This window comes from Ralstonia pickettii (genome assembly GCF_030582395.1).
GTDB lineage: Bacteria > Pseudomonadota > Gammaproteobacteria > Burkholderiales > Burkholderiaceae > Ralstonia > Ralstonia pickettii_D.
Genome location: NZ_CP104382.1, coordinates 1,118,532 through 1,143,024, shown reverse-complemented (window position 1 = coordinate 1,143,024; position 24,493 = coordinate 1,118,532). Strand labels below are relative to the sequence as shown.

Annotated in this window: 24 protein-coding genes; 9 read left to right on the top strand and 15 right to left on the bottom strand. The window is 65.4% G+C overall.

From position 1 onward, the window contains the following. Positions 1-2: 2 nt before the first annotated feature. The 6 genes from N5B55_RS21845 to N5B55_RS21820 all read right to left on the bottom strand — a co-directional run bounded on the left by N5B55_RS21845 (position 3) and on the right by N5B55_RS21820 (position 4,784). Positions 3-626, bottom strand: a complete 624-nt coding sequence (locus tag N5B55_RS21845) for a prepilin-type N-terminal cleavage/methylation domain-containing protein (protein ID WP_304540050.1) — start codon at positions 624-626, stop codon at positions 3-5. Then, positions 626-1,030: a type II secretion system minor pseudopilin GspI gene (gspI, locus tag N5B55_RS21840; RefSeq protein WP_304540049.1), complete on the bottom strand. Its 405-nt coding sequence runs from the start codon at positions 1,028-1,030 to the stop codon at positions 626-628. The genes N5B55_RS21845 and gspI overlap by 1 nt, the downstream gene beginning before the upstream one ends. Further along, positions 1,017-1,511, bottom strand: a complete 495-nt coding sequence (locus tag N5B55_RS21835; RefSeq protein ID WP_304540048.1) for a GspH/FimT family pseudopilin — start codon at positions 1,509-1,511, stop codon at positions 1,017-1,019. Before N5B55_RS21835 ends, gspI begins: the two co-directional genes overlap by 14 nt. Before the next feature lie 3 nt (positions 1,512-1,514). Beyond that, positions 1,515-2,726, bottom strand: a complete 1,212-nt coding sequence (gene gspF, locus N5B55_RS21830) for a type II secretion system inner membrane protein GspF (RefSeq protein WP_304540047.1) — start codon at positions 2,724-2,726, stop codon at positions 1,515-1,517. A 109-nt stretch (positions 2,727-2,835) separates the two neighbouring features. After that, positions 2,836-3,291, bottom strand: coding sequence for a DUF3005 domain-containing protein (locus tag N5B55_RS21825; RefSeq protein ID WP_304540046.1), 456 nt, complete (start codon positions 3,289-3,291; stop codon positions 2,836-2,838). A 74-nt stretch (positions 3,292-3,365) separates the two neighbouring features. Next, positions 3,366-4,784 carry an aminotransferase-like domain-containing protein gene (locus tag N5B55_RS21820; protein ID WP_304540045.1) on the bottom strand — a complete coding sequence of 473 codons (1,419 nt, stop codon included), beginning with the start codon at positions 4,782-4,784 and terminating at the stop codon, positions 3,366-3,368. A 249-nt stretch (positions 4,785-5,033) separates the two neighbouring features. Between N5B55_RS21820 and N5B55_RS21815 the strand changes: the two genes are divergently transcribed. From N5B55_RS21815 to N5B55_RS21800, 4 genes are all read left to right on the top strand, one after another. Then, the gene (locus N5B55_RS21815; RefSeq protein WP_039373939.1) at positions 5,034-5,552 is read left to right on the top strand and encodes a rhodanese-like domain-containing protein; all 519 of its coding nucleotides are present in this window, start codon (positions 5,034-5,036) and stop codon (positions 5,550-5,552) included. 48 nt (positions 5,553-5,600) lie between these two features. Next, complete coding sequence (epsC, locus tag N5B55_RS21810) at positions 5,601-6,602, top strand: serine O-acetyltransferase EpsC (protein ID WP_304540044.1); 1,002 nt, start codon at positions 5,601-5,603, stop codon at positions 6,600-6,602. A gap of 90 nt (positions 6,603-6,692) precedes the next feature. Next, on the top strand, positions 6,693-7,631 hold the full coding sequence (locus tag N5B55_RS21805; protein WP_004631502.1) for a family 2A encapsulin nanocompartment shell protein: 939 nt from the start codon (positions 6,693-6,695) through the stop codon (positions 7,629-7,631). Beyond that, a complete protein-coding gene (locus N5B55_RS21800) occupies positions 7,606-9,477 on the top strand; it encodes a family 2A encapsulin nanocompartment cargo protein cysteine desulfurase (RefSeq protein WP_304540043.1) in 1,872 nt (623 codons plus the stop codon). The genes N5B55_RS21805 and N5B55_RS21800 overlap by 26 nt, the downstream gene beginning before the upstream one ends. A gap of 696 nt (positions 9,478-10,173) precedes the next feature. Here the strand turns inward: N5B55_RS21800 and N5B55_RS21795 are convergent. The 3 genes from N5B55_RS21795 to N5B55_RS21785 are packed head-to-tail and all read right to left on the bottom strand — an operon-like array spanning position 10,174 to position 12,773. After that, positions 10,174-10,827, bottom strand: coding sequence for a methionine ABC transporter permease (locus N5B55_RS21795; RefSeq protein ID WP_102065345.1), 654 nt, complete (start codon positions 10,825-10,827; stop codon positions 10,174-10,176). After that, the gene (locus tag N5B55_RS21790) at positions 10,808-11,944 is read right to left on the bottom strand and encodes a methionine ABC transporter ATP-binding protein (protein ID WP_304540042.1); all 1,137 of its coding nucleotides are present in this window, start codon (positions 11,942-11,944) and stop codon (positions 10,808-10,810) included. The genes N5B55_RS21795 and N5B55_RS21790 overlap by 20 nt, the downstream gene beginning before the upstream one ends. A 19-nt stretch (positions 11,945-11,963) precedes the next feature. Further along, a complete protein-coding gene (locus tag N5B55_RS21785; protein WP_065855730.1) occupies positions 11,964-12,773 on the bottom strand; it encodes a MetQ/NlpA family ABC transporter substrate-binding protein in 810 nt (269 codons plus the stop codon). A gap of 152 nt (positions 12,774-12,925) precedes the next feature. On the opposite strand from N5B55_RS21785, the gene N5B55_RS21780 reads away from it, so the two are divergent. Beyond that, positions 12,926-14,452, top strand: a complete 1,527-nt coding sequence (locus N5B55_RS21780; protein ID WP_304540041.1) for a M20 family peptidase — start codon at positions 12,926-12,928, stop codon at positions 14,450-14,452. A 2-nt stretch (positions 14,453-14,454) separates the two neighbouring features. Here the strand turns inward: N5B55_RS21780 and N5B55_RS21775 are convergent, their stop codons facing one another. Next, positions 14,455-15,411, bottom strand: a complete 957-nt coding sequence (locus N5B55_RS21775) for a TauD/TfdA dioxygenase family protein (RefSeq protein WP_304540040.1) — start codon at positions 15,409-15,411, stop codon at positions 14,455-14,457. A 250-nt stretch (positions 15,412-15,661) separates the two neighbouring features. Between N5B55_RS21775 and N5B55_RS21770 the strand changes: the two genes are divergently transcribed. Continuing rightward, positions 15,662-16,024, top strand: a complete 363-nt coding sequence (locus N5B55_RS21770; RefSeq protein ID WP_065855722.1) for a DUF2917 domain-containing protein — start codon at positions 15,662-15,664, stop codon at positions 16,022-16,024. A gap of 8 nt (positions 16,025-16,032) precedes the next feature. On the opposite strand, the gene N5B55_RS21765 is transcribed toward N5B55_RS21770, so the two are convergent. From N5B55_RS21765 to N5B55_RS21750, 4 genes are all read right to left on the bottom strand, one after another. Continuing rightward, positions 16,033-16,248 (bottom strand): ATP-binding protein, encoded by a 216-nt coding sequence (locus N5B55_RS21765; protein ID WP_369812440.1) that lies wholly within the window; start codon positions 16,246-16,248, stop codon positions 16,033-16,035. 159 nt (positions 16,249-16,407) lie between these two features. Continuing rightward, positions 16,408-16,842, bottom strand: coding sequence for an HIT family protein (locus N5B55_RS21760; protein WP_009239937.1), 435 nt, complete (start codon positions 16,840-16,842; stop codon positions 16,408-16,410). A gap of 95 nt (positions 16,843-16,937) precedes the next feature. Then, the gene (locus N5B55_RS21755; RefSeq protein WP_304540039.1) at positions 16,938-18,383 is read right to left on the bottom strand and encodes an MFS transporter; all 1,446 of its coding nucleotides are present in this window, start codon (positions 18,381-18,383) and stop codon (positions 16,938-16,940) included. A gap of 41 nt (positions 18,384-18,424) precedes the next feature. Next, entirely contained in the window at positions 18,425-19,090 is a 666-nt protein-coding gene (locus N5B55_RS21750; RefSeq protein WP_065855713.1) for a TetR/AcrR family transcriptional regulator, read from the bottom strand. A gap of 229 nt (positions 19,091-19,319) precedes the next feature. Here N5B55_RS21750 and N5B55_RS21745 point away from each other — a divergent pair, with 229 nt between their 5' ends. Continuing rightward, on the top strand, positions 19,320-20,576 hold the full coding sequence (locus tag N5B55_RS21745; RefSeq protein WP_304540038.1) for a branched-chain amino acid ABC transporter substrate-binding protein: 1,257 nt from the start codon (positions 19,320-19,322) through the stop codon (positions 20,574-20,576). A 29-nt stretch (positions 20,577-20,605) separates the two neighbouring features. Here the strand turns inward: N5B55_RS21745 and N5B55_RS21740 are convergent, their stop codons facing one another. Further along, positions 20,606-21,541, bottom strand: a complete 936-nt coding sequence (locus N5B55_RS21740) for a 2-hydroxyacid dehydrogenase (protein ID WP_304540037.1) — start codon at positions 21,539-21,541, stop codon at positions 20,606-20,608. A gap of 270 nt (positions 21,542-21,811) precedes the next feature. Here N5B55_RS21740 and N5B55_RS21735 point away from each other — a divergent pair, with 270 nt between their 5' ends. Further along, positions 21,812-22,504: a glycine zipper 2TM domain-containing protein gene (locus N5B55_RS21735; protein WP_304540036.1), complete on the top strand. Its 693-nt coding sequence runs from the start codon at positions 21,812-21,814 to the stop codon at positions 22,502-22,504. A gap of 89 nt (positions 22,505-22,593) precedes the next feature. Then, a complete protein-coding gene (locus N5B55_RS21730) occupies positions 22,594-24,444 on the top strand; it encodes a methyl-accepting chemotaxis protein (RefSeq protein ID WP_304540035.1) in 1,851 nt (616 codons plus the stop codon). Positions 24,445-24,493 lie beyond the last annotated feature (49 nt).

Here is a 24,493-nt window from a genome sequence, read left to right as displayed (position 1 = left end):
CGTCAAAGGTCTGGCAGCACCACCTTGGTATAGGGCGCATTGCTCACCGTGATGGTGACTTCCAGGCCGGTGACGGTGTTCGGTGACATCCGCCGCAGCATGCCCGGTACAGCCGCCGGAGACGCCGGCTGTGATGCATCCGGCGGGGAATCGAGCCAACCCTGCCTGGACCAGCCACGCACCTGCAGCGCTGAAGTGTGCTCGACCAGCACCAGCCGTTCCGGAAGCGCCTCCTTGATGGCGTCGCGCGCAGCGCCACGGGCATTGAGCGGCGCGGAGGTTTCACGCACCAGTGCATCCGCTTCAAGGCGATACCGGACAACTTGCCAGCGCGTGGGCAGTGTGGCCTCGCGCAGCCATCGCACGATACGCAGGTCGCCCCCGCTAAACGCGACTGCGGGTTCGCCAAGGTCATCGTCTCGTACGGCCTCGCCAAAATCCGTGTCGAGCTGCTCGAAGAGCTGATCGATGGCGCGCGTCTCCTGCAGGTTGTCTGCCAGTGCGTGCTGGCCGCGGATGATGCCGTCCAGCGAGCGCCACGAAATCAACGCAATGATCGCGAGGATGGTGATGGCGATCACCATCTCGATGAGCGTGAAGCCGCCGGGCGAACGCGCGCGCCGCATCACAGGGCCGGACTGGTGGGGGCGGTGAGCACGGTGGCGACCTGCGCCAGGCGCACGCGTGTGTCGACGCCTTCATCAGCGCGATAGACCGACACGACGACGAGGTGGAAGGCGGGGTTCTCCAGCGTGATCACGGTGTCTTCGCAGACGAGCGCGATGCGCCCCTGGCTGCATTGCGTGCGCTGCAGGCCGGGCGGCGGCAACACGCCCGTCAGTCGCATGCGCGCAAGATGGTTCGTGGCACTCCATTGCGCCAGCGTGCGCTCACGCATGCCGGCGCTCGAATCGGCCAGCATGCCGGTCGCGCGCAGGCAGGCGCCCAATGCGACGGCGACGATCACAAGCGCCACCAGCACTTCAAGCAGCGTGAACCCCTCGCTGCCGCGCGCGCTACTGCACGACATAGCGCCCGGGCCCCGTGGTGACGATATCGACCTGGGCATCGTCGCGCGCGAGGCGAATCGTGATGGCTGGCTCGATGGCTTCACGACCGAACAGCACCCGCACGGTGCCGGACTGCGGCGCGCGCCCCGCCTGCATGAACGACAGCGCCGACAGCGGCTCACGCCAGGCGCCGCCGCGCAGGACGTCGTCTTGCAACGGCTGCCAGGTATCACGTTCGCGGACGAGGAAGCGGTAGCCCTGCGGTGTCGCCTCCCAGACGATGGGCTGCGCGCGCAGGCGTGCCTCGTCGCGGGCAGCGTACAGAAGGAAGACGAGCTGCTGGGCCTGCTGCTCCAGGACATTGCGCTTGCTCGGCTGCGCGTTGACGACCACCGCACCCATCACGATGCCGATGATGACGACCACCACCAGCATCTCCAGCAGCGTGAAGGCACGAGAGCGGTCACGACCGCGGATATGGATACGGGGCCACAGGCTCATGTTTCAGCGCACCATCTGGTTGATGTCGAGAATCGGCATCAGCACCGCCAGCACGATCAGCAGCACCATCACGCCCATGCTGAGGATGAGCGCCGGCTCCAGCAGACTCGTGATGAACAGGGTGCGGCGCTCAAGCTCGCGCGTTTCGCCTTCGGCGGCACGGTCCAGCATGGGCGCGAGGTTGCCGGTGGATTCGCCCGAGCGGATGAGATGCACCAGCACCGGCGGAAACCGGTTGGCCTGCGCCAGCGCACGCGAGAGCGAGGTGCCTTCACGCACGCGGCTGATGGCGTCTTCTACGTTATGGCGCAGGACGACGTTGTTCAGCGTTTCTCCTGCCGCCTGCAGCGCGCGCAGGATGGGCACGCCCGCGCTGATCAGGATGGCGAGCGTGCTGGCAAAGCGCGCGGTGTTGTAGCCGCGCACGAGCCGCCCGACCAGTGGCGCGCCCAGCAGCCAGCCATGCCATGCCCGCTGGGGGCCGGGTCGTTTCAGCAGCCGCTTGATGCTTAACACCACGCCGGTGACAAAGAGCGCCGCAAGCCAGCCCCAGTCCCGCGCAAAGTCGCTGCACGCGAGCATGACGACGGTCAGCGTCGGCAACTTCTGTTTGGTCGTCGTAAACACGCCCACCACCTGCGGCACGACATAAGTCAGCAGAAAGACCACGATGCCGAATGCCACGACGGTTACGACGGCAGGGTAGGTGAAGGCCAGCTTGATCTTTTGCGTGAGGGCGTTGCGGCCTTCGATGTAGTCGGCCAGACGTGCGAGCACCACGTGCAGCTTGCCCGTGTGTTCGCCTGCGGAAACGAGGGCGCGGTAGATGTCGGGAAAGTCGCGCGGGTGCCGCGCCAATGCGCCGGAAAGCGACTGGCCGCCGACCACCTCGGAACGCAGCGTGCTGACCAGGTCGCGCACGTAGTCGCGTTCGGCTTCAGCGGCCAGCGCGGAGAGCGCTTCGTCCAGCGGCAGGCCAGCCGTCAGCAGGCTGGCGAGCTGCCGCGTGAACAGCGCCTGTTCTGTCGTGCCGAGCCGCTGGCCCAACAGCCCGAGGCGACTGCCCGCGGTGCGCTCCGCCACCGCCGATACGTCGATCGGAGTCATGCCGCGCGAGCGCAACAGCGCCCGCGCACCGCGGCTGCCGTCCGCGTCGATGACGCCACGGCGAAGTTGTCCGGCCGGCGTAACGGCCTCGTAGCGGAAGGTCGGCATGAGCTTGAACGAGCGATTGCGGGTTCATCAGCAAAGCCGGACCGACTTTAGGGAAGAAAGATGGCGCCTCGGTGTGGGAAAGTTTGCACCGACGTGTCAACGGCCCATGCTACGGCTGCTCATCGTCTTCCAGCGAAAACCGCTGCGCAGCGCGTGTGCCATTGCGAGCCGTTTCATCGACCACGCCGCGCATGACCACCCGCTGGCCGGGCTCCGCCGCGATGGTCGGGCGCCCCTGGTTGGGCCGGCTGTCGATCCCGGCGATGGGCGCTTCCGGGTCCGGCTCGGGGCGGCTGTTGTCGAGCGACGCGTTCGAGTAGATGACGTTGTCTTGCCACTGAGACGCACTCTTTGCGGCCTCGAGCCCCTTGCCGTCGGTATCGACGGTGTTGTCAGTCGCTTCAGCCCCGGCGGCGTCGACGGAGAGGATGCGGCGAGACGCTTGCGCCAGCGGGTCGTTGCGTGGGGCGTCAGGCGGCGGTTGCGTGAGCTTGGCGCTCTCCGGACGGTGAGTCACCGGCTCTTCGGGCTGAGGTTGCGCTTGATTGTGCTCGGCGTTGTGCATGATCGGGCTCCTGCGCCGCTGCATGCGGCATGAACCTCAACAGCATCGCAACGCCCGTGCCCGGCACGCTGGCGTCAGGCGCGTTTGCGGCCGGGCCGCCGCCCCGCCTCCTGCAGGAAGGCCACCGCACGGGGCTCGGTCGCATAGGCGCTGTTGATGCGCACCCACGGCGATACCTCCAGGTTCGGTCGGAAGTAATGCCCGGGCGCCAACGTCACGCCGTGCTTTTCTGCGGTGGCTGCCAGATCGCGCGAATCGTCCACGTGGGGCACACGCGCCCAGAGGAAGTTTCCGCCCGACGGATGGTGAAACACCTCCCAGCCTGCATCGGCCAACACATCCAGCGACGCGATGACGGAGTCACCCGCGCGGTGGCGCAGCCGCTCCACATATTTGCGATAGGCGCCGCGCTCCAGCAGCGTGCTGACCACGGCCTCGGCAAAGCGCGAACCGCCCACGCTGGTCAGCATCTTCACGTTGGTCAGGTCATGTACCAGCTCGCGCTTGGCAATCAGGTAACCCACTGGCAGCGATGCCGACACCGTCTTGGAAAACCCGCCCACGTAGATCACATGATCGAGCTGATCCAGTGTGGCAAGCCGTGCGGTCGGATCGGCCTGCAAGTCGGCAAAGATGTCGTCTTCGAGAAACGTGAAACCGTGGCGCCGCGCCAGTTCAAGCAGGCGGAACGCCACGGGCGGTGACACCACCGAGCCCGTGGGGTTCTGCAGCACGCTGTTGATGAAGAACAGCTTGGGCCGATGCTCGCGCAGCATCGCTTCCGTCACTTCCACGTCCGGCCCGTCGCTGCGGCGCGGAATGCCGACCAGCTTCACGCCGTGCAGCCGCAGCAGCCCAAACACGGTGTAGTAGCCCGGGTCTTCCACGAAGACCGTGTCGCCGGGTTTGAGCAGGTGCCGCATCACCAGGTCGATGGCCTGGCTCGTGCCGGCGGTGATGAGCACATTGGGCGGGTCGGCCTGGATGCCGAGCTGCCGCGCACGCATCATGACCTGATGCCGTAGCGCCGCGTTGCCCAGTGGCGAGGCGTAGTCGATTACCGCATGTGTATCGGTGCGCGATACCTGACGGATCGCCTGCGTCAGGCCATCGACATCGCGCCAGTCGGCCGGCACGAAGCCGCCGCCGAGCTTGAGCATGCCGTCGGGGTAGCTGAACTGCTCGAAGATGTGTTTGGACTCGGCCTCCGCCCGGCGCGGGTCTGACCAGCCGCGCCCGTCGCGCCCCGTCAGGTTGCTCTCGGCCACGTAGAAGCCCGAGCCGTGGCGCGAGTCCAGCAGGCCCAGCGAAACCAGCCGGTCATACGCCTCGATCACGGGGAAGCGGCTGATGCCGTAGTCCGCCGCCAGTTGCCGGATCGACGGCAGCTTGGCGCCGGGGCGCACGTCGTTGTCGCGAATCCACGCCTGTACGCCCGCCACGATCTGGTCGGCAATCGGGACGCGGGTGCTGGCATCGATGAGGAGTTTCATGGCGCGGGGGCGTGTCGGATGGGTAGAAGCTGCCGAACAGCCATCGCAAACTGTTCGGTAGTGTTCGCATTGTAGTCGGGGCCGGTGGAACGGAAAGCCCATCGCCCCGGCGGGGCGCCGCGCCTTGCTTATGCGTTGGGCAACGATCGAAGGGCGGTTTTATTCGTTTTGGCAAATATCACCCACGGCTAGAGTGGGCTTGTCCGTCACTCATTGCGCGCTCGTCGCGATTATTCAGTCGGAGGTTCGATGTCTGTCACCACCGTTCAAACTGCGCCACGCGATCCGGCTGTGCAAGCCGTGCTCGATAGCGTGCTGTCTACACCGTCGTCAACGCTGCTGGAGCGCGCACGCAGCCACGCCAGCGAGCAGGGGCTGCGCTACGCGGGCGGGCTGACACCGGCCGAAGCCTGGGCGCTGGTCAGCCGTGGCGACGCCGTACTCGTGGACGTGCGTACCGCGGAAGAACGGAAGTTCGTGGGTCGTGTACCGGATACCCCGCACGCGGCGTGGCAGACCGGGCCCGCCATGATCAAGAACCCACGCTTCCTGCGCGAGCTGGAGAAAGCCGCGCCCAAGAGCGCCGTGGTGCTGCTGCTGTGCCGCAGTGGCAAACGCTCTGCTGCCGCAGCGGAAGCCGCCGCCGCAGCCGGATTCCAGAACGTGTTCAACGTGCTGGAAGGCTTCGAGGGCGACCTGGACGAACAGCAGCAACGCGGCGAAGCCGGCGGCTGGCGCCGCTGGGGCCTGCCCTGGCAGCAGGACTGAGCGCCGCCGCAGCGCTAACAATCAAACCAACAGAACAGGGGAGCGACGATGAGCGATCGCGTCATCGCGGGGAGGCCTGCGTCCGCACACGACCCAGGCTGGCAATTGGACCGCATCGTCGGCGAGTTGCGTGCGGCCCGCGCTGATTGGCGCGCCCGCAACGGCCGTACCGAAGTCACAGGCCGCGAGTTGCCCTCGCGCGAGGCGGTGCGGCAGATCCTGGAGGCGCTGCGCGGGGCACTGTTCCCCATGCGGCTCGGCCCCACGGACCTGCGTGAAGAAAGCGAAGACTTCTACGTCGGCCATACGCTCGATTCGGCACTCAATGCGCTGGTAGCGCAGGTGCGGCTGGAACTGCGTCACACGGTGCGCCAGGCGCGCGCCGTGGATCGCGATCCCGATGCCGAGGCTGTGCAACTCGTGCGCGACTTCGCGGCGGCACTCCCCACGCTGCGTCGCCTGCTCGATACCGACGTGCTGGCCGCCTACCACGGTGATCCCGCAGCGCGCAGCGTCGACGAGGTGCTGCTGTGCTACCCCGGCATCCTTGCCGTCATCCATCACCGCATTGCCCATCACCTGTACCGCGCCGGCTTGCCGCTGCTCGCGCGCATGGTCGCCGAGACCGCGCATGCCGACACGGGCATCGACATCCACCCCGGCGCGCAGATCGGCAGCGGTTTCTTCATCGACCACGGTACGGGCGTGGTGATTGGTGAGACCGCCGTGATTGGCGAGCGCGTTCGTATCTACCAAGCGGTGACGCTCGGCGCCAAGCGCTTTTCTGCCGATGCCGATGGCCACCTCGAGAAGGGCGCCCCACGCCACCCGGTGGTGGAAGACGACGTCGTCATCTACGCCGGCGCGACCATCCTCGGGCGGATCACCATCGGGCGCGGCTCGTCCATTGGCGGCAACGTGTGGCTCACGCGCAGCGTGCCGCCTGGCAGCAGCGTCACCCAGGCAAACGTGCAGAGCGGCATTCAGGACGGAATTCAGGACCCGCGGCCGCACACGCACAGCGACAGCGAGGCACACCCCGCCCGCTGATCCGCCTAACGCACCTTTCCCACCGGTTTTATCCACCGCACCCGCCAGAGAAACGGGGGCATTTTTTCAAATGAAGTTGGGAGTCATTGCATGGCAGAAGCAGATACCCAGGACGTGCGCACCGCGCTAGGCGACAGTGCCGCACGCCAATTGGCGAACGCGACCAAGACCGTTCCGCAGCTTTCCACCATCAGCCCCCGCTGGCTGGTGCACCTGCTGCAGTGGCAGCCGGTGGAGGCCGGCATCTTCCGCCTGAACCGCGTGAAGAATCCGCGCGATGTGCGTGTTGCCTGCTCGCAGCGGGACGAGGCAGAGCTGCCGCAGACCTTTGTCGACTACGACGAACATCCGCGCGAGTACTTCCTCAACGCGGTGACGACGGTGCTGGACGTGCATACGCGTGTCTCCGATCTGTACAGCAGCCCGCACGACCAGATCCAGCAGCAGTTGCGCCTGACCATCGAGACCATCAAGGAGCGTCAGGAAAGCGAGCTGATCAACAACCCCGACTACGGCCTGCTGGCCAATGTGGATGAAACGCAGCGCATCTCCACGCTCACCGGCGCGCCCACGCCTGACGATCTTGACGAGCTGATCACCAAGGTCTGGAAAGAGCCGGCGTTCTTCCTTGCGCATCCGCTGGCGATTGCCGCGTTTGGCCGCGAATGCACGCGCCGTGGCGTGCCACCGCCCACCGTGAGCCTGTTCGGCTCCCAGTTCCTGACATGGCGCGGCCTGCCGCTGATTCCGTCGGACAAGGTGCCCATTGACGAAAACGGCCGCACGAAGATTCTGCTGCTGCGCGTGGGCGACAAGCGCCAGGGCGTGGTGGGCCTGTATCAGCCGGGTGTGGCGGGCGAGCAGAGCCCGGGCCTGTCGGTGCGCTTCATGGGCATCAACCGGAACGCCATCGCGTCGTATCTGATTTCGCTGTATTGCTCGCTGGCCGTGCTGACCGAAGACGCGCTGGCAGTGCTCGAAGACGTGGAGATCGGCAAGTACCATGACTACCCCGACACTTACAAGTAATGCGCCTGGTGTGAGCGGCCTGGCGCCGCCGGGGGGCGATGTGCCGGCAGGTTTGCCGGACGTGGCCGCGCTGGCGCAACTTGCCAACGCGTTCTTCACAGCACTGCCCGGTCATGAGCCGGAGCCCTCTATCGATCTGGCGCCGGCGGGTACGTCGCCGCAACTCAGTGCGTTGCCCGTTGCGGATGCCGCACCGATTGCTCCGCAGGTGCCTGTGCTGGGCGTGCCGACGCAGTATGCGGCGGCGTTGCCGCAGGCTGCATCCGGTCATGGCCAACCTGTACCGGCGCATTCCGTCTCGGCACCGAGTTCGCCGTACTACTTCCTGGGTGAGGCGAGCGGCTATCAGTCCGCTGCGCCGCATGCGGGGGTGGCGGCATCGGAGGCGGGCGTGCCAGAGGATCGCGTTTCGGCGCAGCCGTTCAATCTTCCCGGCACCGATGCGTTGGCACGGTTGATCGACGGCGCGGCGGGTACGCCCCCCGCGGGGCCGGAAGCATTGCAACAGCCGGGCGGTGCGACGCAGGCGGGGCAGTTTTACTTTCTCACCCCAGCCTCAGGCTCTGCTGCCCCCGCGCTGGAGGCACCGCGCAATACGAGGGACCAGCAGAGCCACCAGCCGCATCGCGCTGGCGCCTTCGACGTGCATGCCGTGCGGCGGGATTTTCCGATCCTGGCCGAGCGCGTCAATGGCCGACCGCCGATCTGGCTGGACAACGCAGCCACCACGCACAAGCCTCAAGCGGTAATCGATCGGCTGGCGTATTTCTACGCGCACGAGAACTCCAACATCCACCGCGCAGCGCATGAACTGGCCGCACGTGCGACGGACGCGTACGAGGGTGCCCGCAACAAGGCGGCGCGCTTTCTCGGGGCGCGGTCGGCCAGCGAGATCATCTTCGTGCGCGGCGCCACCGAGGCAATCAACCTCGTTGCGCAGACGTTCGGCCGTCAGCACATCGGCGCGGGGGACGAGATCATCGTCTCGCACCTGGAGCATCACGCCAACATCGTGCCGTGGCAGCAACTGGCCGCGCAGGTGGGTGCGCGCATCCGCGTGATTCCGGTGGACGACAGCGGGCAGGTTCTGCTGGACGAATACCGCAAGCTGCTCAACCCACGGACGAAGCTGGTGTCCGTCACGCAGGTGTCGAATGCGCTGGGGACGGTGACGCCCGTGCAGGAGATCATCGCACTGGCGCATGCGGCCGGCGCGCGCGTGCTGGTGGACGGCGCGCAGGCGGTCTCGCACTTGCGTGTGAACGTGCAGGCGCTGGACGCGGACTTTTACGTGTTCTCCGGCCACAAGGTGTTCGGGCCGACGGGCATTGGCGTGGTCTACGGCAGGCAGGATCTGCTCGACACGCTGCCGCCGTGGCAGGGGGGCGGCAACATGATTGCCGACGTCACGTTCGAGAAGACGCTGTACCAGCCCGCGCCTGCGCGCTTCGAGGCCGGCACCGGCAACATTGCCGATGCGGTGGGGCTGGGCGCTGCACTCGATTACGTCGAGCGTATCGGCCTGGAAAACATCGCGCGCTACGAGCATGACCTGCTGGTGTATGCCACGCATGGGTTGTCACGCATCCCGGGGCTGCGGCTGATCGGCACGGCGGCCAACAAGGCAAGCGTGCTGTCGTTCACGCTGGCCGGGTACCGCACGGAAGAAGTGGGCGCGGCGCTCAACCGTGAAGGCATTGCCGTGCGCTCGGGCCATCACTGCGCGCAGCCCATCCTGCGGCGCTTTGGGGTGGAGGCGACGGTGCGGCCATCGCTGGCGTTCTACAACACGTGCGAGGAGGTGGATGAACTCGTGCGCGTGGTGGGGGCACTGGCCCGGCGGTGAGGGGTTTTGGGCTGTTGAAGAAGAACGCCCTGTCGGTCCGATGCACCACGGGCTGGCGGGGCGTTTTTTTTGTTTTGGCTTTTGGCTTTTGGCCTTTGGCCTTTGGCGGGGCGGGGGGTGGTGGTGCATCTCTGTTTCTCCCCCTGCCGGGGGCGACTTACTTTCTTTGTCTTGCCAAAGAAAGTAAGCAAAGAAAGGCGCGCCCGAGATGGCGACCCCCTCCTTGGATTTTTGTCGCGGGGAGGGGAAGGAGCCAAACTCGCTGCGCTCAGACAAGGCTCCTTCCTTTTTCCTCCCCGCAACAAAAATCCAAGGCTCCATCAAGGGCAGGAACGTCAAAGGCCACACCGTCGGTGTGCTGGGCTAGGTGGCACTGGTTTGCTGCTGTTGTTGCTCGCTTTGCTTCGCGTTGTGCTGTGGATTGCTACGACACTGGTGATCGATGGTTTGGCCTTTGACTTTCCTGCCCTATGTGGCGACTTGAATTTCTGTTGCAAGGAGGAAAAAGAGGGGAGGCCTGTCTGAGCGCAGCGAGTTTGCCTCCCCTCCCTCCTTGCGACATAAATTCAAGGAGTCTTTCGCCGCATCGGGCGCGCCTTTCTTTGCTTACTTTCTTTGGCAAGACAAAGAAAGTGAGTCAGCCCCGCCAGGGGATGAAACCAAGAATGGACCACCAGAAAAAAAATCAACGACCCCTCAACGCGCCTTAAGCCGGCGCACCGAGAAATCTCCCACCCATTGCACCAGGCTCACCAGCCCGATCAGCACCACGATCACCACCGCCATGACGGTGGTGTCGAAGCGTTGATAGCCGTAACGGATGGCGATGTCGCCCAGCCCGCCTGCGCCAACTGCACCCGCCATGGCCGATGCGCCAATCAACGACACCACAGTCAGCGTAAAGCCGCCGATGATGCCGGGCAGCGCTTCGGGCAGCAGCACGTGCCAGACGATGTGGCGACGCTCGCAACCCATGGCCTGGGCGGCTTCCATCAGGCCGCGGTCGACCTCGCGCAGGCTGATCTCCGCAATGCGCGCGAAGAACGGTGTGGCGCTGATCGACAGCGGCACCACGGCCGCCCACACGCCGATCGTCGCGCCCACCACCAGCCGCGTGAACGGCAGCAGCGCCACCAGCAGGATGATGAATGGCGTGGCCCGAAAGCCGTTGATGAGTGCACCCAGCACGCGGTGTACGCGCGGCGACTCCAGCGCATTGCCCGGCGCGGTCAGCACCAGGATGAGCGCCAGCGGAATACCGGCCAGCACGGCGATGAGCGCGGAGGCCGACACCATCGTGAGCGTGTCGAGCAAGCCCTGCCAGATGCGGTCAATCGTGAGCGGCGACATAGCCGAGGCTCCGGGTGTGTTGCGACAACTGCAGCGCGGCGAGCGCGTCAGCCGACAGCGTGCTGCCCGCTGCTGCGACCAGCAGGCGCCCTTGCGTGCGGCCCTGGATGCGGTCAAGGTCGGCGCGCAGCAGGCGGGTGGGTTGGTGCAGCGCCTGGGCAATCTGCGCGAGTTCCGGCACGGCGGCGGTGCCGGTGTAGCTGAGTTCGATCAGTTGCTCGAACGGAGCGCGCGCGGGCGGCGTGGGCTGCAAACGTAGGGCCACGTCTTCGGGCAAGCCGCCGCGTAGCGGTTCGAGCAACGCCCGGGTGGCGTCGTGCTGCGGGTCGCCAAAGACGCGCCACACGGGGCCTTGCTCGGCAATGCGACCGGCTTCGAGCACGAGCACGTTGTCGCAGATATCGCGAATCACGCCCATCTCATGCGTGATGAGCACGATGGTTAGCCCCAGGCGGCGGTTGATGTCGCGCAGGAGGGCGAGGATGGCGTCGGTCGTTTCGGGGTCGAGCGCGGAGGTGGCCTCATCGCACAACAGAATTTCGGGGCGATGCACGAGTGCGCGCGCAATCCCGACGCGCTGCTTTTGCCCGCCGGACAGGCGCCCGGGATACACGTGCTGCTTGCCCTCCAGCCCGACCAGCGCCAACAGCGCATCCACGCGCTCCGCGATCTCGGCCGGCGGCACGCCTGCCACCTTCAGCGGCAGCGCGACGTTTTCCCAGACCGTCTTGGCGGAAAGCAGGTTGAAGTGCTGGAAGATCATGCCGATGCGCCGGCGCAGCCCCACCATTGCGGCGCTGCCGAGCGTGCCGACATCGACGCCGTCCACCAGCACCTGCCCGCTGGTGGGTTGTTCAAGTCCGTTGATGGTGCGCAGCAGGCTGGATTTGCCCGCACCGCTGCGCCCGATAATGCCGAAGATGCCCCCAGCCGGAATGTCGAGGTCGATGCCTTGCAGTGCATGCACATCGCCCGCGGCCGCGCGGTACGTCTTGCCGACGTTGCGAAACGTGATGGTGCCTGCGGTGGGCGTGGAGACCGCGGCATCGGCGTGCCTGGCATACGGCGCGATCTCGTCGGTCCAGATGTGTGCGGGGTTTGAGACGAGTGTGGTCATGGCCTTGGCGTCTTCCGAGTCACCGTTTCACCCAGGGCAGAGTGAAGAGCTTGTCGTCGTTGGCATAGGACGTGCGCACTTGCTGGCGCACGGCAGGCGAGTCCTGATACAGCTTGATGAAGCGGGCGATGCGCGGGTCGTTGGCGTTGTCGTTGCGGGCAACGAAGCGGATGGCGAAGTACTCGTCGTCGATGCCCGAGTACAGCAAGCCGGCGCTTGCAACGTCCGGTTTGCCCGCGTTGACGAAGTGCGCGGGGTAGCCCTGTGCAAGGTCCACGTCATCGAGCGCGCGTACAAGCTGCGGCCCTTCGATTTCGACAAACTTCAGCTTCTTCGGATTGGCGACCACGTCATTGAGCGTGCCGCGTGCACCCACGCCATCGCGCAGTTTGATCAGCCCTGCCTTCTGCAGCAGCAACAGGCCACGGCCCTGGTTGACGGGGTCATTGGCCACGGCCACGCGGGCGCCGTCCTTCAAATCGCTCAGGCGTTTGATCTTGCTGGAATACAGGCCGATGTTGCCCAGCACGCCGATGCCGACGCTCTTGAAGGCATAACCGCGTTCCTTGATCGCGTTGTCTAGAAAGGCCTGGTGCTGGAAGTAATTGAGATCCAGATCACCCGAGGCGAGTGCCACGTTCGGGGTGGTCCAGTCGGTCAACTCCACCACCTTGACGTCCAGCCCCTGCTTTCGGGCTTCGGCGGCGGCCACCTCCACGGAATCGGCCAGCGCACCAGGCGTGACGCCGATACGCAGTGGGGCCGCATGGGCGGCAGCGGCAATGGTGAGGGCGCTGAGTGCGAGGGCGAGTCGTTGAGTCAGTTTCATGGGAACGGTTGCAGCAAAAGGAACATGCAGTGATTCCAGCATGGCAACCGGGCCCATTCCCACGAATATTTGCGTAGATGGTTACTCGGTCTGAGTTAGAGCGATACTTGCGGTCGACCGTGGCAGTTCAATCACAAGGAGGGGACTCTTCGATGCATGCATCTTTCAAACGTCGCCGAGCGACGGCGGGGCGGGTGATGGGGCGTTTGCTGTTGGCAATCGCCGTCATCCTGGTGGCCCTTGCAGCGGTTGTGGGCGTCAATACGTGGCGGCACAACTCGCGCCAGCTGGATGTGCCGGCCGTCACGCCGGTCGCGGTGGATGGCCCGGCCGCTGCGGCGCACCTGGCCGAAGCCGTGCGCGCACGCACCGTGTCGAGCGCCGCCGATGCGCAACTGAGCGCCGACCAGTTCCGCCAGCTGCACGCCATGCTCGAGGCGCGTTACCCCAAGGCGCACGCCGTGCTGCAGCGTGAGCAGGTGGGCGACTTTGCGTTGCTCTACACCTGGAAGGGCGCTGACCCGTCGCTGAAGCCCATCATGCTGATGGCGCACCAGGATGTCGTGCCGATTGCCCCCGGCACCGAAGGCGACTGGGCGCAGCCGCCGTTCGACGGCGTCGTCAAAGACGGCATGGTCTGGGGGCGCGGTGCGTGGGACGACAAGGGCAACCTGATCTCTCAGATGGAAGCCATCGAGTTGCTGGCCGCCAGCGGCTTCAAGCCGCGCCGCACCATCCACCTGGCCTTTGGCGCCGACGAGGAAGTGGGCGGCGAGCGCGGTGCCAAGCAGATCGCCGCGTTGCTGAAATCGCGCGGCGAACGGCTCGACTTCGTGATCGACGAAGGTCTGCTGATTACCGAAGGCGTGCTGCCTGGGCTCACCAAACCTGCGGCGCTGATCGGCGTGGCAGAGAAGGGCTTCCTCTCCGTGCAGCTCAAGGTGGGCGCTACGCCGGGACATTCGTCGATGCCGCCTCCGCAAGGGCAGAGCGCCATCGCCATGATGAGCGCCACGCTCAAGCGGCTGGATGACGATCAATTGCCCGCGGGCATTAGGGGCGTTGCGCAGGAGATGTTTGCGACGCTGGCGCCCGAGATGCAGGGTTTCAGCCGCGTGGCACTGTCGAACCTCTGGCTGTTCGGGCCGCTGCTCCAGAAGCAATTGGAGGCATCGGGCAGCTCCAACGCCATGCTGCGCACCACGACTGCGTTGACCATCGTGCAGGCCGGCAACAAGGACAACGTGCTGCCCGGCCGCGCCGAGGCCACGGTCAACTTCCGCCTGCTGCCCGGCGACACCATCGCCTCCGTCACCGCGCACGTGGAGGACGCCGCCAAGGCGGCGGCGCCCAAAGGCAAGTTCGAGCTGACACGGCTGCCCGGCTCGAGCGAAGCCTCGCCGGTGTCGCCCACGCAATCGGCGTCGTATCAGTTGATCAACAAGACGGTGCGCGAGCTGTTCCCGGGCACGGTCGTGGCGCCGGGGCTGATGATCGGCGCGACGGATTCGCGCCACATGATCGAGATTGCCGACCATGTGTATCGGTTCTCGCCGGTGCGCGCCAAGCCGGAAGACCTGCCGCGCTTTCACGGCACCAACGAGCGGATCACCGAAGCCAACCTGGTGGAGCTGATCCGCTTCTACCACCGGTTGGTGCAGCAGGCGGCCGGGGCCTGATCTTAGTGTGAGGCTGCCACCAGCGTGTCGATGTGCGCGTCGTTGGTGGCTTCGGGGCGGCGCAGTTGCGTGCTGCGGCTGCCATCCACCGAGATGGCCGTGTCGCCATGCACGGTCACGCGGCGTACCAGGCGCGGCTGGTTGCCGTAATCGTTGATGGCGTAATGCTGCGTGGCGCGGTTGTCCCAGATGGCAACGTCGTGCTGGCGCCATTGCCAGCGCACGGTGTTGTCCAGCCGCGTTACGCGGTTCTGCAGCAGTTCGAACAGCCGCGTCGATTCGCTTCCCGGCAGGCCGGTGAAGCGCTTGACAAAATGCCCGAGCAGCAGGGCGCGTTCGCTGGTCTCAGGATGCACATGCACCACGGGGTGCGACGCTTCATACACCGACGCGGTAAACACCTCGCGGTGATGCTGCAGGCGTGCGCCGTCGATCTGCGTGCGCTCGGCACCGTAGTCGTAATCGTTGGTGTGCACGGCCCAGAGTTGCTCGGCAAGCTGCTTGAGCGTATCCGGCAATTGTTCGTAGGCGCGGGCCGTGTTGGCCCAGACCGTGTCGCCGCCGTAAGCGGGAATCGTCACCGCGCGCAGGATCGACACCTTCGGAAACGCATCGAGAAACGTCACGTCGGTGTGCCACGAGTCGGCACGGCCGCCGCCCTTTGACGCGTCCAGTTCAAACAGCTGCGTGCCGGTGGGCGCCGGCACGGTTGGATGGGCGACGATGCGGCCGAAGCGTTTGCCGAAGGCCTGGTGTCGATCATCGTCCAGATGCTGCTGGTCGCGAAAGAACAACACCTTGTACTTGAGCAGAGCGGCATACAGGCTCGCGAACGTGTCGTCCGCCAACTCCGCGTCGAGCTTGAGGTCGAGCACCTCCCCGCCGATATGTCCGGCCACGCGGCGTACGCGCAGGGTGCCGAACGTGGTGTCGATGGCGGCGTTGTGATCGTCTGGCATGGCGGCTCCGAGCAATGGCGATGGATCATGCTAGCCACCCGGTGCCCGGCCGAAAACGAACGGTTTGACATATCCAAATGCAGTTCTGTCGGTCATGCAGATGAACTGTTCGCGAAAGATGGTGAACAGTTCAGCGAAACTGTTCACAACTGTTCATGTCAACCGGTTGCGCTGCCGCTCAAGATGGGACCGTGCCGATCCGCAGTCCCCATAAAAATCCACCACGAACCCCGGCACAGGAGTCTCAATCATGCGCGAGATCAGAATCTTTGAACTGGACCGGCCGGGCGTGCCGGTGAGTTGGCGGTCGGCACGGGCCCAAACCATCGCCGCACAAGCCGGGCTGTTGTGGGTTACGCAGGAGCATCAGCGCCAGGACATCTGGCTCAAGCCGGGCCAATCGATCGATGTGCCGGCGGGCGTGCGGTTCTGGTTGTCGGGTGAGCCCGTCGAAGGCACACCGGCGCGCTTTGCCGTGACCGAAGACATCAACGCCCCGCGCCGCCTGCTGCGGTTTATCGGCGCGATGGTCGTGGCTGCATATCGGCAGATTCTGCGCGACGACGGGCAGGACGCTACGCGTACGCCGTCGGCACAGCGGATCGGTACGTAAGTCTTGCGTCAAGCCGGAAAGACCAGCCGGAACCCGGTCCGCCCACCCGGCGAGCTGCTGGCCTGCACGCTACCACCGTGCAGGTCCATGATGGTTGTGAAGATGGTCAGCCCCAACCCGGTCGACTGGCTTGATTGCGCATTGGATTGCGCCTGCGAGGGGCCGCCCCGGTAGAACCGCCACGTCGATGCGCGCGCGGGTGGGCTTGTGGTGCAGCTCCGCATCGCACTGCACGTCGATGGTGATGCTGCGATCGGCTGCCGCTGGGCCGAAGCAGTCGACCAGCACCTGGACTGGCTGGCTTATCGACAGGAGCATGAGCGGGCGACATTACGGCGCAGGCAAACGCGGCAGTGCCGTCTGCTGCGCCGTGACGGTGGCGTTTATTCCGCTTGCAGTGCGGCGATGATCTTCTCAGCTTGGGCCTTGAGCTTGTCGCTGTCAGCTTGGACACGGGCGTGTGGTTGCAGCGGGGTGTCGCTGTAGCGCGGCAGCACGTGAAAGTGCACGTGCGGCACCGTCTGCCCGGCGGCGCTGCCGTTGAGCTGAAAGATGGCGATGCCCGGCGGGGTGAACGCAGCCCGCACGGCGCGCGCCAATTTGCGCGTGGTGCGGATGGCAGCCGATGCGGCATCGTCGGACAGGTCGAACAGCTCTGCCGCGCCTTCCTTGGGCAGCACCAGCACGTGGCCGTCGGCCTGCGGCATGATGTCCATGAAGGCGATGGTGTGGTCGTCTTCGTACACCTTGATGCAGGGCAGCTCGCCGCGCAGGATCTTGGCGAAGATGTTCTGGTTGTCGTAAGTCGCGTCAGGCATGGGTGTCTCCAGTAAGCGGGAAATGCACGGGAAAGCGCTGCGCGAAAGTATATAGGCGACCGATGGCGACGCGCGTGGCGCAGGTTTGGCGCAGATCAAGCCTGGCTATCGTCCACCGACAGCGGCGCAGCCACGTGTTCGAGCGGTTTGCGCTCAGCGGCCGTCCCCCAGCACGCCTGTACCGCGGCCGCAAGCAGCATGAGCACCGCGCCGAACGCATAGCCGCCGAACACGGCACCGCGCGAGTGTGTATCGATCAGCCAGCCGAACAGCGCAGGCCCCGCAACGCCGCCCAGGCCCGTGCCCACGGCATAGAACAACGCGATGGCCAGTGCGCGCACCTCAAGCGGGAAGGTCTCGCTCACCGTCAGATACGCCGAGCTGGCGGCGGCCGATGCAAAGAAAAACACCACGGTCCACGCGAGGGTCTGCGTGGTGCCGTCGAGCACACCTGCCTTGAACAGCGCGCCGCTCACCAACAACAGCACACCGCTGATCGCATACGCGGCGGCAATCATCGTGCGCCGGCCGACCACATCGAACAACCGCCCAAGCAGCAGCGGCCCGAGAAAATTGCCCAGCGCGAACGGCAGCAGATAGGTGCCGACCTTCGTTGCGGGCACGCCATAGAAATCCGTCAGCACCAGCGCGTAGGTAAAGAAGATCGCGTTGTAGAAAAACGCCTGCGCGGCCATCAGCGCCAGGCCCACCAACGCCCGTTGCCGGTGCTGCACGAACAGCACGCGTGCGACTTCCACCAAGCGTGGATGGCCACGGCTGCGCATGCGCAAGCTGGGCAGCGGCGCGGTATCGAAGCGATGGCCGCGTGCGGTGATTTCGCTTTCGATCTCCTGCACGATGGCTTGCGCTTCTTCGTGCCGGCCGCGGGTGATGAGCCAGCGCGGGCTTTCCGGAATCCAGAAACGCATCACCAGAATGATGAGCCCCAGCACGGCGCCGATGAAGAAGCACAGCCGCCAGCCGGTATCGACGCTCATGTGCGCGGGGTCCAGCAGCCACAACGAGGCGCCCGCACCCAACGCGGCACCGACCCAGAACGTGCCGTTGATGGCGAGGTCCGTCCAGCCGCGCACGCGTGCCGGCGTCAGTTCCTGGATCGTCGAATTGATGGCCGCATATTCGCCGCCGATCCCCGCGCCGGTGAGCACGCGAAACACGACCAGGCTGGCAAAGCTCCACGAAAACGCTGTCGCCAGCGTGGCCAGGATGTAGACGCCCAACGTGATGAAGAACAGCTTGCGGCGGCCCAGTCGATCCGTCATCCAGCCAAACAGCAGTGCACCGATTACCGCACCGACCAGGTATGCGCTGCTGGCGATGCCGACCTGCGCGTTGGAAAGATGCAGCGCAGGGCTTTGCTTGAGGGCGCCCGCCACCGCGCCGGCCAGAGTCACCTCCAGGCCGTCGAGCAGCCACGTAATGCCCAGCGCGATGACCACACGCGTGTGAAAGCAGCTCCAGGGCAGGCGATCGAGCCGGCTGGGCAGGTCTGACGTGTGAAAGGCTGGCGATTCGGGCATCGCGGCGCACTCTAAAACGAATGCGCTCGATGCAGCACGATCTATTCCTGCGAGGGTGTGGCCGAATCTTCTTGCGGCGCGCCGGCAAGCAGCGTGTCTTCAAAGAAGCGGCGGCGCGCGTCTTTGTCGGGCTTGCTGCCCTGGTGCCAGAGCGTGGCTTCCGATAGCTGGTAGGCGTACAGCATGAAGGCGCGCGTCTTGGCGTCCTTGCGCGTAAAGCCGATCGCCTGGAAATGCTGGATGTAGTAGTCCATGCGGTGTTCGTCGACGGCTTCGACGGCTTCCTGCGCCATCGGGTCACGCCGCGCCCAGGCACGGATGGCGAATTCGATCATGGCCGTGCGTCGCGCGCTGCGACCGCGAAACGGCAGTGCCAGCAGATCGCGAACGAGCCCTTGCACCGAAGGGTTCTGTCGCTCCAGCTTGGGGCCCACGCGTGTGCGCTCGCTCCAGTCCTGCAGCACCTGGTGCAGCAGGTCGTCGCGGTTCTTGAAGTGCCAGTAGAAGCTGCCGCGCGTCACGTCCAGCTGCTTGGCGAGCACATCCACGCGCACGGCATCGATGCTCTTGGTGACGAGCAGATCGGTGGCGGCGCGAACCCAGTCGTCGGGCGTAAGTTGTGCACGCGGTGCAGCAGGGGCTGAGGATTCGGCATCAACGTCGACAGCCGCGTCGTGTTCGTCGATCCGCAAGGAAGGCTTGGGCATGAACGCGGATTCTAGTCCCGCTGACACGGCTGTCCAGCGCTTAAATCAGGCTGAGGCCCCCAGGTTTGCGCGGGTTGACACGGCAATAAACGCACTCCTACCATGCACATACGTTTGTGTATGGAAGGATCGAGCTACTGCAAGCCTCGGTTTGCGGTTTAGTAAAAGAACCATGCTCGACGATGCCTTCTGCACGGCGTCTAACGATAAGACATCAGGAGACATTTGCATGAAGGCATTCCGACTCGCGCTGTGCGCGGCGGCAGCAGTTGGCACATTCGCGGGCGCACTCTGCCCGAGCATTGTCCACGCCGAGACCGTCAAGATCGCGTGGATCGATCCGCTGTCCGGGCTGATGGGCGCGCTGGGCCAGAACCAGTTGCGCAGCTGGCAATACGCGGCTGACCTCGCCAACCAGCAGAACTGGAGCGGCAACGGCACCAAGTTTGAAGTCGTCGGTTTCGACAACAAGGTTTCACCGCAAGAAAGCCTGACGATCCTCAAGCAGATCACCGACCAGGGCATCCGCTACGTCGCGCAGGGCGACGGGTCCAGTGTGGGCATGGCGCTGCAGGACGCGATCGCCAAGTACAACGACCGCAACCCGGGCAAGGAGATCATCTATCTGAACTACGCCGCGGTCGATCCGGACATGACCAACAGCAAGTGCAACTACTGGCACTTCCGCCTGGACGCCAACTCCGACATGAAGATGGAGGCCCTGACGAGCTATCTCGCCAAGGACCAGAGCATCAAGAAGGTCTACCTGCTCAACCAGAACTACTCGTTCGGCCACCAGGTGGCGCGCGCGGCGAAGGAGTACCTCAAGCGCAAGCGCCCGGACATCCAGGTGGTGGGTGAGGATCTGCACCCGCTCGCGCAGGTGAAGGACTTCTCGCCGTATGTCGCGAAGATTCGTGCTTCGGGCGCGGATACGGTCATCACCGGTAACTGGGGGAGCGATCTGGCACTGCTGATCCGCGCATCGAAGGATGCGGGCCTCAACACCAATTTCTACACGTACTACGCCGGCACCACCGGTGTGCCTACGGCAATGGGCGCCTCAGGCGCAGACCGCGTGAAGGTCATCAGCTACTTCGCGCCGAACGACGGCAACCCGAAGACGAACGCCGTGCTCGACGGCTTCAAGAAGAAGTACAACGACGACTTCTTCAACGCCGATGTCTACACCGGCATCGCCTTCCTCGCCAAGGCTATCAAGACGAGCGGTTCGGCAGAGCCGGCCAAGGTGGCCAAGGTGATGGAAGGCATGACGGTCGATGGGCTCAACGGCCCGATCGAAATGCGCAAGACCGACCACCAGGCGCAGCAGACGCTGTACGTGACTACCTGGGTGAAGGCCGACGGCAAGAAGATCAAGTACGACCAGGAAAACACCGGCTACGGCTGGCGTACCGACGTCACGCTGGAACCGCACCTCGCGGCCCAGCCGACGTCGTGCCAGATGAAGCGTCCGGCGTCGTAATTGTGTGATCGGGGTGTCCCCAGGTCAGTTCATTCGACCGGGGACACCACGCCTGTGCCCGCCAGGTGCCCGCGGGCGTTCTCCAGAAAGCGATCGACCGTAGCCTGCACCGATTCCGGCGACCAGCCGGCAATGTGCGGCGTCAGCACGACCTGGTTCAGATCCAGCAGCCCGGCCGGCGGTTTGGGCTCGCTCTCATATACATCCAGCCCCGCGCCGCCCAGCTTTCCTGAACGGATGGACGCTTCCAGCGCCGCCGTATCCACCACGCTGCCGCGCGCAATGTTGACCACGTAGCCACACGGGCCCAGCGCCTCCAGGATCGTCTGGTTGACCAGATGCTTCGTCTGCGCGCCGCCCGGCGTGGCAACGATCAGGAAGTCGGCCCACTCGGCCATGTCCTTCAGCACATCGAAATAGCGGTACGAAACGCCGTCGCGCGGCTTGCGGTTGTGATAGCCGATCTGCATGTCGAAGCCCGCTGCGCGGCGCGCGATCTGCATGCCGATGGTGCCCAGGCCGACGATGCCCAGGCGCTTGCCGCATACGCCGGGCTGCAGCGGAATGTCGTCACGCCAGACGCCATTGCGTGTGGATCGATCCAGCTTGGGAATGCCGCGCACGGTGGCCAGCAGCAAGCCAAAGGCGTGGTCGGCCACGCAGGCGTCGTTGGTGCCGGCGCCGTTGGCCACCGCCACGCCACGTGCGCGGGCGGCCTCCACGTCGATGTTCTCGTAGCCGGCACCGAGCGCGCAGGCCAGTTCCAGCTTGGGCATCGCGGCGATTTCTGCGCCGGTCAGGCCCGTCGAGCCGTTGGTGAGCACGATGCGGACATCCTGCCCGTGGCGAGCGATCGCGGCGTCGCGCTCGGCGCGGGTGGGCGCATGGATGACGTGGAAATGTTCAGCGATCTGCGCCACGTTGTCGGGCGTCATCGCAATGAGGAGCAGCAGGGTCGGTTGCATGGGGAGGAGAGGGTGCAGGCTCACGAACGGGGCAGGTCCCGGTCGGCACAGAGGTGCGCCGCACGGCGCCTGGCGATCATAACGCGCGCTCCAATGCGGTGCTGAAGGCCGTGCCCCCATATGCTTACACCCCGTTACCGATGAGCAGGTTTGGTTGCACGGGTTTGCCGGCGTGCGGCATAGACTTTGCGGTAAGAGGCGCATGGCCGCGGGCCGCACAGCAGACTGCACGGCCGGCCCGGACGCTTCGTTCACCAGACGGGATTCATCATGCGAGCAACGAACAAGTCAGACCGTGCAGGGCACGCAGCGCGTTGGGTGGCGGCGGTTGCACTGACCGGCGTGGCAGCTGGGCTGACAGGCTGCGTGACGGCGCCGGCGTACCCCGGCTATGGCGCCGGCTATGGTGCAGGGTATGCCGCGGGCAGCAACGCCTACGCTAACAGTACCGGCCCGACCACTTATGGCAGCGGCTATACCAGCGGGTACGACAACACGTACAACAACGGCTACGGCAGCTATGACCCCAACGCACCGCAGCCGTATCCGCAACAGCCCGCGCCGACATACTCGCAGCCGAACTATTCACCGTATCCGAGCAGCAGCGACCCGTCTTATCAGGCGCCGGCGGATAACCGCTACGGCGTTGTCGAATACGTCGAAGCCGTGCCCGTGCGCGGTCAGGCCAGCGGCGTCGGCGCGGTGCTCGGCGGCGTGGTGGGCGGCTTGCTGGGCCACCAGGTGGGCGGCGGGCGCGGCAATACCGTGGCCACCATCGGCGGCGCGGTTGCCGGTGCCATGGCGGGCAACGCCGTGGAGGGCAACACGGTGGTCGGCCAGACCTACCGCGTGACCATGCGGCTGAATGACAACTCGCGCGTTACGCTCACGCAGAACAACCCGAACGGCTTGCGCGCGGGGGATCGCGCCCGTATCGAAAACAACATGGCAGTGCCGTACTAGCCACATCGCGCATGGGAGTGCCCGCGCGGGGCTTCAGAAACCACGCGGGCCGGCCGATATAGCGGAAGCAATCACCCGCTGTGACTCCCATGCTCAATCGACTTTCCATCCGTTTCCGACTCAACGCCGCGCTGGCGCTACTGGCTGCGCTGCTGACGGCCACTGGCACCATCGGCGTGGTTGGAATGCGCGCGTCCGACGCGAACATCAACGAGATCTACACCAATCAGCTTGCTTCGACTTCGCTGGTCGGCAAGTCGCAGCTGAATGCGGCGATCGTGCGAACGACGCTCGATCGTGCGGTCTTCCATCCGGATGCGGCCGACGTGCCGGCTATCCTGGACAAGGCCAACGGATACCGCGCCAAGTCTGACGACGCGTGGAAACAATACAAGGCCTTGCCCATGAGCGCGGATGAAACGCGCCTGGCCGCCGACATGGAAGCCAAGCGCAACGCGCTCTTCCGCGACGGCATCGAGCCGTTGATGAACGCATTGCGGGCCCGCGATGCCGCAGCCGCCGACAAGGTGGTGATGAACGTCATCCCGCCGCTGTCGGTCGCGCTGTCTGCGGCAGCCGATGCGCTCGACCGCAGCCAGATCGAGCAGGCCAAGGCCGCCTACGAAAGCGCGGCAGCCCGATCGCATGCATTCCTGCTGCTGATCATTGGCGCCATCGTGGTGGGCATTGCGGCCGCACTGGGCTGCGCCTTCGGCCTGCACCGCGCGATCTCGGTGCCGCTGTCAAAGATGCTGGGCCATTTCAGCGCGATCTCGAAGGGCAACCTGACCGAACGCATCACCGTCACCAGCAAAGACGAAATGGGTGCGCTCACGCAAGGTCTCATCGACATGCAGCACGGCCTGATCCGTACCATCGTGACGATGCGCGGCGGCAGCGAATCTATCGCGAGCGCCACCAAGCAGATTGCGGCCGGCAACATGGACCTGTCGCAACGCACCGAAGAACAGGCGTCGTCGCTGGAAGAAACCGCGTCGAGCATGGAAGAGCTGACGAGCATCGTGCGTCAGAACGCCGACAACGCGCGTCAGGCCAGCCAGCTCGCAGGCAACGCATCGGACATCGCCGTGAAGGGCGGTGAAGTGGTGGGCCGCGTGATCGAGACGATGTCGGGCATCAACGACAGCAGCAAGAAGATTGCGGACATCATCGGCGTGATCGAGGGCATTGCATTCCAGACCAACATCCTCGCGTTGAATGCGGCAGTGGAAGCCGCCCGCGCGGGCGAGCAAGGCCGCGGCTTTGCGGTGGTGGCCGGTGAGGTACGCAGCCTTGCACAGCGCTCGGCCACGGCAGCCAAGGAAATCAAGGAACTCATCAGCGATTCGGTTGGACGTGTTGAAAACGGCACGACGCTGGTTGCCGAAGCAGGCGACGTGATCGACGAGGTCGTCGTTGCCGTGAAGCGCGTGACTGACATCATGGGCGAGATCAGCTCGGCTTCTGAGGAACAAAGTGCCGGTATCGAGCAAGTCAACCAAGCCGTCACACAGATGGATGAGGTGACCCAGCAGAACGCCGCGCTGGTGGAAGAGGCGGCGGCCGCTGCGCAATCGCTGGAGGAACAGGCTGGTGTTCTGCGCGAGGCGGTGGCGTCATTCCGCCTGCCGGCGGCGGGCGCGAATGCGGAGCCTGTGCTGGCTCCCGCAGCTGCCAGTGCGCTGAGCGTTGCCAAGGCAGCAGCACCGGCGGTATCGACGGTGCGGGCTTCGCCCAATCCGGCAGCGAAACCGGTCGCGCGCAAACCAGCGGCAGCGACGGCACGTGCCGCACGCAAGCGCCTCGCAGCGCCTACAAAGCCGGCGACGGTACCGGCCCCGGATGCGAAGGCGGCGCCTGTTGCGGTGGCCGAAGCCAAGCCGGGCAAACTTGCCCTGGCTGCGGTGTCCAGCGATGCCGACGACTGGGAACAGTTCTGACTCGCAAGCCGACACGCTCACCCCAACAAGCCGCGCCCTGAGCGCGGCT

Bases quoted from the DNA above. Each gene is read 5' to 3' on its own strand.
- N5B55_RS21770 (WP_065855722.1), top strand. From the start codon at position 15,662: ATGCGCGAGATCAGAATCTTTGAACTGGACCGGCCGGGCGTGCCGGTG.
- N5B55_RS21805 (WP_004631502.1), top strand. From the start codon at position 6,693: ATGGCAGAAGCAGATACCCAGGACGTGCGCACCGCGCTAGGCGACAGT.
- N5B55_RS21765 (WP_369812440.1), bottom strand. From the start codon at position 16,248: ATGCGGAGCTGCACCACAAGCCCACCCGCGCGCGCATCGACGTGGCGG.
- N5B55_RS21740 (WP_304540037.1), bottom strand. From the start codon at position 21,541: ATGCAACCGACCCTGCTGCTCCTCATTGCGATGACGCCCGACAACGTG.
- N5B55_RS21760 (WP_009239937.1), bottom strand. From the start codon at position 16,842: ATGCCTGACGCGACTTACGACAACCAGAACATCTTCGCCAAGATCCTG.
- N5B55_RS21780 (WP_304540041.1), top strand. From the start codon at position 12,926: ATGCATGCATCTTTCAAACGTCGCCGAGCGACGGCGGGGCGGGTGATG.
- N5B55_RS21735 (WP_304540036.1), top strand. From the start codon at position 21,812: ATGCGAGCAACGAACAAGTCAGACCGTGCAGGGCACGCAGCGCGTTGG.
- N5B55_RS21820 (WP_304540045.1), bottom strand. From the start codon at position 4,784: ATGAAACTCCTCATCGATGCCAGCACCCGCGTCCCGATTGCCGACCAG.
- gspI (WP_304540049.1), bottom strand. From the start codon at position 1,030: ATGTCGTGCAGTAGCGCGCGCGGCAGCGAGGGGTTCACGCTGCTTGAA.
- N5B55_RS21745 (WP_304540038.1), top strand. From the start codon at position 19,320: ATGAAGGCATTCCGACTCGCGCTGTGCGCGGCGGCAGCAGTTGGCACA.
- N5B55_RS21775 (WP_304540040.1), bottom strand. From the start codon at position 15,411: ATGCCAGACGATCACAACGCCGCCATCGACACCACGTTCGGCACCCTG.
- gspF (WP_304540047.1), bottom strand. From the start codon at position 2,726: ATGCCGACCTTCCGCTACGAGGCCGTTACGCCGGCCGGACAACTTCGC.
- N5B55_RS21755 (WP_304540039.1), bottom strand. From the start codon at position 18,383: ATGCCCGAATCGCCAGCCTTTCACACGTCAGACCTGCCCAGCCGGCTC.
- N5B55_RS21790 (WP_304540042.1), bottom strand. From the start codon at position 11,944: ATGACCACACTCGTCTCAAACCCCGCACACATCTGGACCGACGAGATC.
- N5B55_RS21845 (WP_304540050.1), bottom strand. From the start codon at position 626: ATGCGGCGCGCGCGTTCGCCCGGCGGCTTCACGCTCATCGAGATGGTG.
- N5B55_RS21800 (WP_304540043.1), top strand. From the start codon at position 7,606: ATGACTACCCCGACACTTACAAGTAATGCGCCTGGTGTGAGCGGCCTG.
- N5B55_RS21750 (WP_065855713.1), bottom strand. From the start codon at position 19,090: ATGCCCAAGCCTTCCTTGCGGATCGACGAACACGACGCGGCTGTCGAC.
- N5B55_RS21835 (WP_304540048.1), bottom strand. From the start codon at position 1,511: ATGAGCCTGTGGCCCCGTATCCATATCCGCGGTCGTGACCGCTCTCGT.
- N5B55_RS21815 (WP_039373939.1), top strand. From the start codon at position 5,034: ATGTCTGTCACCACCGTTCAAACTGCGCCACGCGATCCGGCTGTGCAA.
- N5B55_RS21730 (WP_304540035.1), top strand. From the start codon at position 22,594: ATGCTCAATCGACTTTCCATCCGTTTCCGACTCAACGCCGCGCTGGCG.
- epsC (WP_304540044.1), top strand. From the start codon at position 5,601: ATGAGCGATCGCGTCATCGCGGGGAGGCCTGCGTCCGCACACGACCCA.
- N5B55_RS21785 (WP_065855730.1), bottom strand. From the start codon at position 12,773: ATGAAACTGACTCAACGACTCGCCCTCGCACTCAGCGCCCTCACCATT.
- N5B55_RS21825 (WP_304540046.1), bottom strand. From the start codon at position 3,291: ATGCACAACGCCGAGCACAATCAAGCGCAACCTCAGCCCGAAGAGCCG.
- N5B55_RS21795 (WP_102065345.1), bottom strand. From the start codon at position 10,827: ATGTCGCCGCTCACGATTGACCGCATCTGGCAGGGCTTGCTCGACACG.